Here is a 13,259-nt window from a genome sequence, read left to right as displayed (position 1 = left end):
GCACCTCCATTGACTAAGGCAATTATTTACTTTTTATCATCAGGAGCAAAAAATGAAATTAAGCGGAAATACGATATTCATTACCGGCGGCGGCTCCGGCATAGGACGCGGCCTCGCTGAGGCACTGCACAAGCTGGGCAACCAGGTCATCATCTCCGGCCGGCGTCAGGGTCACCTGGACGCAACAACCAAGGCCAACCCAGGCATGCAATCGGTGATTTTGAATGTAGAAGATCCAGCCAGCATCGCCGCAGTTACCCAAAAGCTGATCACCGATTTCCCCAAACTGAACGTATTGGTGAATAACGCAGGCATCATGCAAATTGATGATGTAGCAGGCACGGTTGAAGATGAACTGATCGTATCAACCATCACCACCAATCTGATGGGACCTATCCGCGTAACTTCTGCGCTGATTGAGCATTTGAAGAAACAGGAATCCGCGACCGTCATCAATGTGTCTTCCGTCCTCGGTTTTGTGCCTATGGCAGTATCCGCCGTGTACTCATCGACCAAGGCGGCGCTGCATTCTTACACGCAGTCTTTGCGCTACAAGCTGGGCGGCAGCTCGGTGAAGGTCTTGGAACTGGCCCCACCTTGGGTACAGACCGACCTGCTGAACAGCAATGAAGAGCCGCGCGCAATGCCATTGGCGCAATTCATCAAGGAAACCATAGAAGTACTTGGTACGGACGCCGAAGAAGTCCTGGTTGAAAACGCAAAAATGCTGCGCAATAACCCTGGCCCGAATGAAGCGGCATTTGTCACGCAGTTCAACGATATGCTGGCCGAATACACGCCTGAAGAGTAAGCAGGCAGGGCATGGCAGGTTAACCTGCCATGCCCTTTTTTGTATTTGCGACCAGGATTTCTTTTACAGACAACACCATGGATACCGTCATGACAGCCGCCACCGCCAACGTCCCAGCTCCCGCAATCAGCTCCTCCAATATGCCGTTATATTGGCTGGCATTAGGCACATTTGCCATAGGCACGGAGGGCATGATGATCGCCCCGCTGCTGCCCAGCCTGGCCAGCGACTTTGCCACCAGTGTGACGGCGGTAGGGCAACTGGTGACGGTCTTTGCACTCACTTATGCAGTCAGTTCTCCGATATTGACCGCACTCAGCGGCAGCATAGATCGCCGCAAGATGCTGATCCTGTCCATGCTCGCTTTTGCGCTGTCCAATGTGCTGGCCTGGCATGCACATGACTACTGGACGCTGATGGCTGCGCGTGTGCTGCTCGCCATTACCGCCGGCTTTTATGTGCCGAACGCCAATGCCCTTGGTGGAGCGCTGGTGCCGCCCGAGAAGCGCGGCAAGGCGCTGGCCATCGTCAATGGCGGCATCAGCATAGCCGTGGCAATCGGCGTGCCCTTGGGCGCAGTTATCGGCCATGCCTTTGGATGGCGCATGACCTTTGCCGGTATAGGTGCATTGGCATTGCTGGCCTCGCTGGGTTTAATCGTGGGCCTGCGCCCCGGCACCGGTTCCGGCATCCCCAGCGCCAGCCTGCAGGAACGTTTTGCAGTCATGAAGCAGCCGCAGGTCTTGCTGGCCTTGCTGGTAACGACACTATGGGCCACCGGTGCCTACACCGTGTACACCTACCTGACGCTGTTTCTCGCTACCGTTGCCGGAGTGAGCAGCGCCCATATCGGTAGCGTCCTGTTCATGTGGGGTATTGCGGCTGTGATCGGCATCGTCATAGGAGGCAACCTGAGTGATAAGCTGGGTCCGCGTGCAGTCATTCTGCCCAGCCTGGTACTGCTGACGCTATCCTTTTTCGCCCTGTCGCTGATTGCAGACCTGCTGCAGCCTGAGCTTGCGCTCATTCCGGCGCTGATCGCCATAGTGGCATGGGGCGTATCCGCGTGGGCATTCTTTCCGGCGCAACAGGCACGCCTGTTCGGCATCCGTGAGGCCAAGCTGGCGCCTATCGTGCTGTCGCTGAATGCCTCCTTCATGTATATCGGCTTTTCTTCCGGCGCGGCACTGGGTTCCATCATCGTCGCAGCAGGCGGTGTGAGAAACCTAGGCTGGATAGGCGGCTTGTGCGAGATTGTGGCGCTAGTACTGGTCATCGCAACCACTCGCCGCAAACAGGGATAAGCGCTATACGGAAAGCGCAGGCGAAATTACTTGGAAGACGTTGTCTTTTTTGCCTGTGCTGACCCGTTCTGCTGGAAGGAAGAAACTGCCGGCAGCTCGACTTGAGGAATAGCGATGTTTTCCAGGGCGATGAACTCTTCCAGCACCTGATGCAGCTCGGCGAATATTTTTTTACCGCAAGCCTGTTCCACATTCTGGTAAGCCTTGTTGATGAGCGGCCCTATCTGCTGCATCAGGTGTTCGCCCTGATTGCTGAGGCTCACCATCACGCGTCGCTGGTCATCCGCAACGCGCTCACGATGGATTAATTCCATCTCTTCCATCCTGGCCAGCATGCCGGCCATGCTGGGACTGAGTATCTGGCATAGCTCGCAGAGCTCACGCGGTTCCAGTTGCCCCGATTCACCCAATACGCGCAGAATGCGCCATTGCTGCTCCGTTACCCCGTAGTGGTTCAGTATCGGGCGGAAATTGGACATCAGGAAATCCCTTGCCTTCAAGAATCGCTGTGGCAGATTGGGATAGGTGATCTGGTATTTCATTTTTATTCCCTTGTTTTTACGCAATGCCTTTTTTTTTGAAAGGCTGGTTTTTTTTGATTATACACCTTGACTCGCTAACATATTAGTGATTTAATTACTCATATGTTAGTGATTATTTGATCCGGAATATCTTTTGGAACCAGTAGAAATGAGTATCGTATGATCGTGCGGGATCGCCCTTCCGGCCTCAGGCTGTTTTTGTCCTTACGCGGCTCGGTGCTGCCGCGGATCTTGCCTTCGCTGATACTGAATACGGTCATCGCCACGCTGGTCACTCTCACGCACGGCGATCTGTTTGATCTGAAGATTACGCTGACGACAATACCTTTCAGCATGATAGGCCTGCCTCTGGCTATCTTCCTGGGCTTTCGCAACAATGCGGCGTATGACCGCTATTGGGAAGCCCGCAAGCTGTGGGGAGAGCTCGTGCTTCGCAGCCGCAATCTGGCACGCCAATGCCAAAGCCTGATCAAGGATGCAAACCCTGCCAATGCAGGCCAGGGGCTGGACGATGTGCGGGTGCGCATGATCTACAGGGCAATTGCTTTTTCTTACGCACTGAAAGATTTATTGCGCAATGCATCGCCATCCCCGGAAATCGCCGTATTACTGCGCGAATCAGAAAGAAAACGGCTTACCGGTTCGAGCAACGCCCCACATCTGATGATGCTGGACATGGGGCAGGACCTGCGCATCTGCCTGGATGAAGGCCGCATTGATCCTTGCCTGGCAACCACCATAGACAACACTTTGTCTGCGATGGGCGGGGCCGCCGCTGCATGCGAACGCATCAAGAGCACGCCCATTCCTTTCTCCTATACCTTGCTGCTGCATCGTACCGCCTATCTGTATTGCTTCCTGCTGCCGTTCGGCCTGGTGGACACCATAGGCTTCATGACGCCCTTCGTGGTCGCCATCGTCGCCTATACCTTCTTTGGACTGGATGCCTTGGGCGATGAAATTGAAGAACCCTTCGGCTCCGAAGCCAACGACCTGGCGCTGGACGCAATCTGCAAGAGCCTGGAAATCAACTTGCGGGAATCGCTGGCCGAGCAAAATGTGCCCGCTCAGCTTGCCCCCGTCAATTACTGCCTGACCTGAAAATCTTTGCTCAACGACAGTAAATGCCTTTTTCAATGACTTAATGGAATCCACATGCCAGCCAATTATGCAGACCGGATAAGATTGCCCTACCTGAGACAGAGGATCACCAGCGCGGCAGATGCCGCCAAGTGGATACACGACGGCATGACGATAGGCATGAGCGGGTTTACCCGCGCCGGTGATGCCAAGGCAGTACCGATGGCGCTGGCCGAAAGGGCGCGCAGTGAAAACCTGCACATTACCCTGATCACCGGTGCATCTCTGGGCGGCGATGTCGACAAGGCGCTGGCCGAATCGGGCGCTACGACACGGCGCTTTCCATTTCAATCCGATCCCTCCCTGCGCGCCAAGATCAATAGTGGCGAAATCATGTACGCCGATCAGCATCTGTCGGAAACGGTGGAACAGTTGCGTAGCAGGCAAATGGCTCCGGTGGATATTGCCATCATAGAAGCAGCAGCCATTACAGAAACCGGGGGCATCATTCCCACGACCTCGGTGGGTAATAGCGCCAGCTTCGCCATATTTGCCAAGCATGTCATCATAGAAATCAATCTTAGCCAACCGCTGGAACTGGAAGGTCTGCATGACATTTTTATTCCCAAGATGCGACCGCAACGCGAACCCATGCCGCTGACAGCGCCGCAAGACAGAATAGGAGTTGCCGCGATCGAGATCCCTCCGGAAAAAATCGTCGCTATCGTCATCACAAACACTCCGGACAGTCCCTCCAATGTGCAGGCGCCGGACCACGAGACCGCAGCAATTGCCAAGCACCTGATTAATTTTTTCGAGAATGAAGTCAAACAGGGCAGGCTGGAAGAAAGCCTGCTGCCCCTGCAGGCAGGAATAGGCACGATCGCCAATGCCGTGATGGCCGGTTTTATCGACAGCCCCTTCCACAATATGACGATGTATTCGGAAGTGCTGCAGGATTCAACCTTCGATCTGTTTGATGCCGGCAAACTGGATTTTGCATCCGGCTCTTCAATCACCTTGTCGCAGCAGAAAAGCGCGCAGGTCTTTGCCGATTTTTCCCGTTACAAGGACAAATTGGTACTGCGCACGCAGGAAGTCAGCAATCATCCGGAGATCATACGAAGGCTGGGCGTCATCGCACTCAATACTGCGCTGGAAGCGGATATCTATGGCAACGTTAACTCCACTCACGTGTTGGGTACGCATATGATGAATGGCATAGGTGGCTCCGGAGATTTTTCCCGCAACGCCTACTTGTCCATTTTCGCTACCAAGTCGTTGGCGAAAGGCGGCAGGGTTTCCAGCATCGTCCCCATGGTGTCGCATGTCGATCACAATGAACATGACGTGGATATCATCGTGACTGAAATCGGACTGGCGGACCTGCGCGGTCTGGCCCCCAGGGAGCGCGCGAAGGCGATCATCAACAAGTGCGTTGCAGAGCCTTACAAGCAGATGCTGCTTGATTATGTCGCCGCAGCCAACCTGCGCGGTGGCCAGACACCGCACGTGCTGGAATGCGCATTTTCCTGGCACAGCAGATACCTGGATACAGACAGCATGTTGCTGCCAGAAAAAATTTAATCTATCTGCGGGGCAAATTTTGCCTTGCACTCATCCGTTCAAATACCGCATACGCCTTGCTGCAAAGGCCTGGCTTGCGAAATTTTCTGCGCCAGCATGCATCCTTCTAGCTCCGGATAAATATATTAATGTATTCATACTTGGGCGCACTTAGTTGCGATGGATAAATTCCTCACACTTTCATCTGGAAGTCTGGCAAACTCAACATAAATACCTATTTGCTTTGCTGGGCCAAGTTAAATGAAGTTACGCCAGCCTTGCATGCATTATTGCTCGCGACCATCACAATTAGTTTCTGTATTTTACTGATACCTGTCCAACCAACCTGACAGCCATGGCCACGACCGACAAGCCTACTGATAACAAAGAAGGGGCTTTACAAACCCTGCTGGAATATCAGGCGATACTGGATAATGCCTCCCTGGGCATTACCTTCACACGCGACCGTGCATTCCTTCATTGCAATGAGCGCTTCAGTGAAATGTTCGGCTGGACCAGCAAGGAACTGATAGGCCAGCCTACCTCCATTGCCTACCCATCGCTTGAAGATTATCAGGACCTGGGCGACATTGCCGAGCAAACGCTGGGAACCGGCAAGCGCATGGACATAGAGCTGCTGATGAAGCGGCGCGACGGCAGCACCTTCTGGTGCAGGATGATGGCCAATGCGATAGATCCGCATGACCATTCCAAAGGCACCATCTTCATTACCGAAGATATCACCGAGAGACGGGCAGCCAGCGATGCGATCAGGCAATTACTGCTGGAGCAGCAAGCCATCCTGGCCAACGCCCATATCGGCATCGCCTTTGTCAAACAGGACCGCATCATTACCTGCAACCAGCATCTGGAGCAGATCTACGGCTATCAGCCGGACGAACTGATCAATGCATCGTTCAGCAAGCTGCTGCAAACCGTGGACTCATTCGAGCCTGAACTGGAAATTGCCAGCGATATTGCGAAAGGCGGCAGCTTCATCCGCGAAGTCAGGCAAAAGAAAAAGGATGGCACCCTGTTCTGGTGCAGCATCACCGCCAACCTGGTGGACCAGAGCGCATTGGAAAATGGCGCTGTCTGGCTGCTTGACGATATCAGCGAGCGCAAGCAGGCGCAGGATTCATTGATGCAGGCGCGGCTGGAACTGGAGCTCAGGGTACAGCAGCGCACTGCTGAACTGGCTAACAGCAATCTGCAATTACAGCATGAGATACAAGTCCGGCAACTGGCGGAAGAACATATCCGCCACCTGGCCAACCACGACGCGCTGACCGGCCTGCCCAATCGACGCCTGCTGGAAGACCGGTTGGAACATGCGCTCGGCCATGCCCGCCGCAACCAGAACATGGTCGCTGTCAAATTCATCGATCTGGACAGGTTCAAGGAAGTCAATGACAAGCTGGGCCATCGCATCGGCGACATACTGTTGCAAACTGTCGCCAACCGCCTGCGTAGCCTGCTGCGTGAGATAGACACCATATCGCGCATAGGCGGCGACGAATTCATCCTGGTCCTGACGGATATGAGTTCGGAGCAGCATGTACTGGAAACGGCGGAGAAAATCCTGCACTCGCTGTCGCAACCCTACTTTATCGAGCAGCACACGCTGAGCACGACGCCCAGCATAGGCATCGCCATCTATCCACAGGACGGAGACAATCCGGAGCAGTTGATGTCCAGGGCGGATATAGCCATGTATCAGGTCAAAAAGAAAGGCCGCAAAGGCTACCACCTGTTCAGGGAAGGCGATCAGGCCTGACCGGGTCTGCTTCCTTCCTGCCAAGCTGAATTTTCAGCAGACATCTGCGGCGCAGCCAAAGGCAGGCGCAAGGTAAAACGCGTGCCCTCACCCAAACGGCTCTCCAGCCTTATCTCCCCGCCCAGCACACCGGTAACCAGGTTATACACAATATTCATCCCCAGGCCAGAACCGCCCTGGCCCAGCTTGGTCGTAAAGAAAGGATCGAATACTCGCTTCTGGTCAGCCTCCCTTATTCCTACCCCATTGTCTGCAAATATGATTTCTGCATGCGCATCATCCAGCAAGCGGCTGGACAGGCGCATCTCACCATGAGTCCTGCCGTCAAACGCATGTGTCAGCGCATTGGTCATGAAGTTGGTAATAATCTGCCCCAATGGGCCGGGGAAGCTGTCCATACCTATGCCTGCTGCAAGATCGGTCTCCAGCACAAATGGGCTCTTTTTGTACATGGGAGTCAGCGTAGCAATCACTTCTTCCAGTGCTTTCTGCAAATCAAACTTGCGGCGCTGGCTGCTGGATTGATCCACCGCCACCTGCTTGAAGCTGCTGATCAGCTCGCGCGCCACATTCAAGGTACGCATCAGCAGCGCGGTACCGGCAGTTGCGCTTTGCAGGTACTGATCCAGCGATGAACGGCGCAGCGTACCACCGGCGACTTCGCGCAGCAATTCTCTGGTCTTGTCTTCCAGCGTGCTGGCAACAGTAACGCTATTGCCTATCGGCGTATTCAATTCATGCGCCACGCCGGCAACCAGCGAGCCTAAGGCAGCCATCTTCTCCGAGCGTATCAGCTCATCCTGCGCATGCTTCAGCGACTCCATCGCCTCGCCCAGCTCCAGGTTGGCCTGCTCCAACTTCAGGGTCCGCAGCTTTACCCTGGCTTCCAGTTGAGCCGTCATCTCGCGGATTTCGCGCTCTATCTCATATTGCCGCGTCACATCCAGAAGGGAAAAAATGAACATCCGGCCCTTCTCTATGTCGAACAGCCGAGCCGACATCAGACAGATCAATACATGCCCATCTTTGTGCCTGTGGCGGATTTCAAATTTATCCACCCTGTCATGCAGCTGCAACTGCTTTATCATCGCAACACGCTCTTCCGGCCTGTCCCAGAATCTCAACTCCAAAGCCGTGCGCCCTATGACGTCTTCCTTGCGATAACCAAACTGGTCCAGCCATACATCATTGACTTCCACCACCTCAGATGTCAACACATTCACCAGCCCCATTGCAATCGGCGACAGCTGGAATATCGTTGAATACTTGTGTTCATTCGCGCGCAACAATGTCTCGGCATTGATCCTGGCCTGTTCTGTTAACAGCTCCTGGTCGATATTTTGTGAAGACAGCAGCAAGTATGTCTGATCACCTGCATCGAATTTTGATCCTGACACCCGGCAGTGAAATACGTGACCATTTTTATGCCGGAATTCGATCCGCAAGCCACGGACTTCACCATCGTCCAATATCCTTTGCACCAGTTCCCGCCGCTGACCCGTATCAGCCCACAGATTAAGGTCGCCAGAGGTGCGCCCTATCGCCTCCTCCCTGGTGTAGCCTGACAAAGGCTCCCAGTTACGGTTGACATCGATATAGCGTCCGTCGGAAATGCGGGTAATCGTCAATGTGTCGGGCACCAGCTGGAACACTGTCGCCAGTACGGCCTCACGCTCGCGCAGGCGCGCTTCCGCATCCTTCTGCCGCGTGATATCCACCATCGCGATCACCACCTGCTCTACAGCTTCCGAAGCTTCATCCGAAAAAATAGGATCGGTACTGACATATAGCCAGCGTATCGCCCCGTCAACCTGCCGCAAGCCCAGGGTCACGTTGCGCTGAGATTGGCCGGACTGGAAGGTTTTCCACATCGGCAGATTTTGCTCAAGCAGCGGACTGCCGTCTTCCTGCAAAAAGTCCAGCGATCTCGCATCGCGCATGGAAGACAATTGCTGTTCGGTGACCTGATGTATCTCCGCTGCTGCGGAATTGGACAGCACAACTTGCCCATACCGGTTGCAGACAATGACCCCTTCGCCCATCGCATTGAGCACCGCGCGCAGCTGACGCTCGCTATCATGCAGATTCTTTTCGGCACGCCGGCGGGCCCGTTCATTTTCGGTCTGCCGGGTAGTATCCCGCACTACGGCCAGCATAAACCGCTGCCCATCCGACTCAAACAGTGTGCAGAATGCCTCGACCTGGGCAAGTTCGCCGTTCTTTTTGCGAAATTCCGTGTGAAATCCGCGCACGAAAGACTCGCTCTCCAGCCTTTGCATCAGATGCTCCCGGTGTTCGGGATGCGGCCACAGGCCAAGGTCCGTGGCAGCGCGCTTGCCGATGGATTCGGCCCGGGTGTAGCCGAGTATCATCTCCCAGTTGTGATTGACGTCGACCAGTACGCCGTCCGGCACGCTGGTAATGCTGATGATTTCGGGTACGAGGTCGAACATTTTGACAAAGCGCTTCTCCCGCTCGCGCAATTGCAATTCCACCCGGTTGCGATAGGCTTCCGCCTCCAGCGCCGCGCTGATATCCTGTACCGTATAAGAGACGAAGAACTCCTCTCCTACCTTGACTTTAACGCCCGACACTTTCACGTAGTAGTGATGCCCATCCTTGTGCCTGAGCGTGGCATCCAGCCCCCAGAACTCACCCAGGCTCTCCAGGGTTGCCGCCATCGCATCCCGCTGCGCCAGATCCACCCACATATTCAATTCCAGTGAATTGCGCTCCAGCGTCTCTTGCGGCGAATATCCCGTCAACGGCTCCCAGTGCCGGTTCACTTCTACATAGCGGCCGTCTTTTTCCCGGCAGATGACCAGTACATCAGGAACCAGCTGGAACACCTTTTCAAATAGCTCCTCGCGCTCATGGAGGCTTTCCTCAGCCTTTTTCCGTGTCCCCATTTCCTCGTTCAGCTGGGCAATAGCCTGAGTCATCTGCTGCCTTTGGTCCAGCGCTGCAGCGACCAGCAGCATGATGCCGGCTGAAAAATCCAGTGAAGCACCCAGCGAGAAACCAAAGATCGCCAGTTGTTCAATATTGCGGATAAAAGGATAGTCAAACAGATGCAGGCCGCGCAGGCCTATCAGGCAGGCGAGGATGACATAGCCGGAATTACCGGAACTGCGATGGGCACGCCAAAAGCTAACCGCGGCAAGCAGCAGCAAGCCGCCGGCCAGGAAATGAGGCGGTAGCACACGCCAAAAGAAGGAAACTCTGCTCAGGTGGGCAAAAATGATCCACGCAGCAATCACACTCAGCAGCCATAGATTACGCAGGCTCTGCGGGGCTTGCTTATTGAATGCCCGCACGCCCAGCCACAAGCACAGCGCAAACCCTACGATAAAAAAATCGACCAGCATTGCGAGCCAGGCATAGCCAAACTCCCCCGCCAGCGTGCAGACTAATCGCAGGCTGAGACAGGCATAGGCAGCAGTCCAGTAGCGCGTGGCGTGTTGATTGACCTGCAAACGCTGCAAATAAAAGAGCACCAGCATGACCAGCGCGGAAGCTGCAATGGACATGCTAACGACGGTATGCAGGGAAAGAGATGGCATGAAAGTCCCGGATTCAGCACCTGTTTCAACGATTCTTCGGACCTTTCATTGCATCACCCGCGAAAGTGAACCGGTCCTGTCTATTTAGAACTCATTTCATGCAGGATGCGCGTTACGCAATGCTGCATTGCACATACCCATGAGTACTGTCAGCGTCCATACTATCATTATGATTTTTCAAATTAGCATGGGCTTGATACAAAACTCAGGTTACACTGAATAATCACTTATTTGTCCCAGACAACAAAGAACTGTCAATTCAAGTTGTCAATTTTTAACAAAATAGCCCCCCACGCTCTTGATTATCAATGCAGGTTCACATAAGATTAAATTGAAGAAAAATTTAATCCAAGCAACAGGGAGATAACTGATGAAGCAGCACCACAGTAAAACGCCCGGCTTGATTGAGCGCGCATACCGCTACTACTCCACCCCTCGCGAATTTTCCGCCGCTGGAGTTTATGTTGGAGATATAGGTTTATCGTCGTATCTGACTGAAGATGGCTTATTAAGCTGCAGCCTGGGTCAGAATGACGACGACATTATCGATTTCCTGGAAGAAGACAGTGCCGATTCACAGGCAAAAACCAGCTTTATTCCCTGGAAAATCCTGATCGCCGATGACGACACTAATGTCCACGAAACCACCTTGCTTGCACTGAGCGGAGTGCAGATACATGGCAGGCCGCTGGAATTCCTGCATGCCTATTCTGCCCGTGAAGCCAGGTCCGTCATAGAAACCAACCAGGATCTGGCTCTGGTGTTGCTGGATGTGGTTATGGAAACCGTCGACGCCGGCCTGAAACTGGTCAGCGTCATCCGCAATGACCTGGGCCGTGACAAACTGCGCATCGTGCTGCGTACCGGCCAGCCTGGCTATGCACCGGAAAAACAAGTGAATCACGAGTTCGCCATCGACGGCTATACGACAAAGTCCAAGCTGACTAGGTCGATACTGATATCCGTTCTGAGCGATACGTTGGCCAACAACCCACCTGCCTCCGACGATCTTGCAAACTGAATTGCAAACTGAGTTGCAATCTGGCTGCAAACTAAAGTAAACGGCAGCAAACAAAAAAGGATACCGCAACAGGTATCCTTTTTTTCGCCTGCACATATCCCAGGCCAGCCTGGGATATTGTTTGTTTCATCTATTCCGCATCCGGCTGGCTCGCTGGCGCTGCTTTGATAAACGCGTTCAACTCCAGACATGCCTGATTGATGCGCATGATGGTCGGCATCCGGCTCAGGTCGCAATTAAAGCGCTGCGCATTAAACACCTGCGGAACCAGGCAGCAGTCAGCCAGCGTAGGCGTATCGCCGAAACAAAACCGGCCGGTACGCGGATCGGCTGCCAGCTTCTGTTCCAGCGCTGCCATGCCGGCTTCACACCAGTGCCTGTACCAGGCATTTTTCTGCTCTTCAGTAAAACCAAGATCCTTGGTCAGGTAGCGCAATACGCGCAGGTTATTCACCGGATGGATTTCGCAGGCGACGGACAAAGCCAGCGAACGGACATGTGCACGGTCGATGGCATTCGCGGGCAAGACTGGAATTTCCGGGTAGGCCTCTTCCAGATATTCGATGATTGCCAGCGACTGAGTCAAGGCGACGTCCCGGCCTTCATGCATATCGCAGAAGGCAGGCACAAGCTCTTCAGGATTGATTGCACGGAAGCTGTCGGAATGCTGCTCTCCGCCATTTTTGACGAGGTGAATGGGTACCGTCTCGTAGTCCAGTCCCTTGAGATTCAGGACGACACGCACCCGGTAGGATGCGGAACTGCGAAAATAGCTATACAGCTTCATGCAATCTCCTCTTCAGACCAGTTTAATCTTCAGCGAGCCCAGGCCGGCGATGCGGCCTTCCAGCAAATCGCCCTGCTTGACCGCAGCCACACCTTCCGGCGTGCCGGTAAAAATCAGGTCTCCCGCTTTCAGTTCATAAAATTTGGACAGATACGCGATAGTCTCTGCCACATTCCAGATCAGTTTGCGGATATCGCTGTCCTGACGCTGCGCGCCATTCACATCCAGATGGATGTTTCCTTCGTTGATCAGCTTAGTCTGTGCAACGGGATAGATGGCTGAAATCGGCGCGGAATTGTCAAAGCCTTTGCCGGTGCACCATGGGCGCCCCAGCTCCTTGGCTTCCGCTTGCAGGTCTCGCCGTGTCATATCAAGGCCAATTGCATAACCCCATACATACGAAGCGGCATCTTCCACGGAAATATCTTTGCCGTCTTTGCCTATTGCAACCACCAGTTCAATTTCGTGATGCAGGTTCTTGGTCATGCTGGGATAAGGCATCTCGCCCGTCGTCCCTTCAGCCACCGGCAGCACTGCGTCTGCAGGTTTCATGAAAAAGAACGGCGCCTCGCGGCCGCTGTGGCCCATTTCCTTCGCGTGGTCGACATAATTACGTCCTACACAGTAGATCCTGTGTACGGGAAACAAGGCATCGGAACCGGCTACAGGCACGGCTGCAGCGACGGGGGGAAATACGTAGCTCATCTTTATTCCTTTCATACTTTCATATTCAATGCGTGCCGTGGAATCCGCTCAGGTATCAAGCAAGGAGCGGACTTATGTCACAGACCATATTTCAGAGTTCCGT

General features: G+C 54.1%; 10 protein-coding genes. 6 read left to right on the top strand and 4 right to left on the bottom strand.

Annotated features, from left to right (window positions below):
• Positions 1-52 precede the first annotated feature (52 nt).
• Together IEW12_RS18305 and IEW12_RS18300 are read left to right on the top strand one after the other, a co-directional pair.
• Positions 53-811: an SDR family oxidoreductase gene (locus IEW12_RS18305; RefSeq protein WP_188567491.1), complete on the top strand. Its 759-nt coding sequence runs from the start codon at positions 53-55 to the stop codon at positions 809-811.
• Between the two features lie 89 nt (positions 812-900).
• Positions 901-2,115, top strand: coding sequence for an MFS transporter (locus IEW12_RS18300; RefSeq protein ID WP_188567490.1), 1,215 nt, complete (start codon positions 901-903; stop codon positions 2,113-2,115).
• Positions 2,116-2,141: 26 nt separating this feature from the next.
• On the opposite strand, the gene hpaR is transcribed toward IEW12_RS18300, so the two are convergent.
• A complete protein-coding gene (gene hpaR / locus IEW12_RS18295; RefSeq protein WP_188567489.1) occupies positions 2,142-2,657 on the bottom strand; it encodes a homoprotocatechuate degradation operon regulator HpaR in 516 nt (171 codons plus the stop codon).
• A gap of 159 nt (positions 2,658-2,816) precedes the next feature.
• Here hpaR and IEW12_RS18290 point away from each other — a divergent pair, with 159 nt between their 5' ends.
• The 3 genes from IEW12_RS18290 (at position 2,817) to IEW12_RS18280 (ending at position 7,080) form a co-directional block, all read left to right on the top strand.
• Positions 2,817-3,758, top strand: coding sequence for a bestrophin family protein (locus tag IEW12_RS18290; protein ID WP_188567488.1), 942 nt, complete (start codon positions 2,817-2,819; stop codon positions 3,756-3,758).
• A 54-nt stretch (positions 3,759-3,812) separates the two neighbouring features.
• The gene (scpC, locus tag IEW12_RS18285; protein ID WP_188567487.1) at positions 3,813-5,324 is read left to right on the top strand and encodes a succinyl-CoA:acetate CoA-transferase ScpC; all 1,512 of its coding nucleotides are present in this window, start codon (positions 3,813-3,815) and stop codon (positions 5,322-5,324) included.
• A gap of 334 nt (positions 5,325-5,658) precedes the next feature.
• Positions 5,659-7,080, top strand: coding sequence for a diguanylate cyclase domain-containing protein (locus IEW12_RS18280; RefSeq protein ID WP_188567486.1), 1,422 nt, complete (start codon positions 5,659-5,661; stop codon positions 7,078-7,080).
• Here the strand turns inward: IEW12_RS18280 and IEW12_RS18275 are convergent.
• Positions 7,071-10,643 carry a PAS domain-containing sensor histidine kinase gene (locus IEW12_RS18275; protein WP_188567485.1) on the bottom strand — a complete coding sequence of 1,191 codons (3,573 nt, stop codon included), beginning with the start codon at positions 10,641-10,643 and terminating at the stop codon, positions 7,071-7,073. The two genes, IEW12_RS18280 and IEW12_RS18275, sit on opposite strands and share 10 nt — an antisense overlap.
• A gap of 370 nt (positions 10,644-11,013) precedes the next feature.
• Between IEW12_RS18275 and IEW12_RS18270 the strand changes: the two genes are divergently transcribed.
• Complete coding sequence (locus IEW12_RS18270) at positions 11,014-11,664, top strand: response regulator (RefSeq protein WP_188567484.1); 651 nt, start codon at positions 11,014-11,016, stop codon at positions 11,662-11,664.
• Positions 11,665-11,794: 130 nt separating this feature from the next.
• Here the strand turns inward: IEW12_RS18270 and maiA are convergent, their stop codons facing one another.
• Positions 11,795-12,451, bottom strand: a complete 657-nt coding sequence (gene maiA, locus IEW12_RS18265) for a maleylacetoacetate isomerase (RefSeq protein ID WP_188567483.1) — start codon at positions 12,449-12,451, stop codon at positions 11,795-11,797.
• Positions 12,452-12,463: 12 nt separating this feature from the next.
• Complete coding sequence (locus IEW12_RS18260; RefSeq protein ID WP_188567482.1) at positions 12,464-13,156, bottom strand: fumarylacetoacetate hydrolase family protein; 693 nt, start codon at positions 13,154-13,156, stop codon at positions 12,464-12,466.
• Between the last annotated feature and the right edge of the window lie 103 nt (positions 13,157-13,259).

Origin of the sequence: Parundibacterium terreum (assembly GCF_014636315.1) — a bacterium.
GTDB lineage: Bacteria > Pseudomonadota > Gammaproteobacteria > Burkholderiales > Burkholderiaceae_D > Undibacterium > Undibacterium terreum.
Note: the sequence above shows the minus strand (reverse complement) of the source record. Positions and strands in the feature narration are given on the sequence as shown.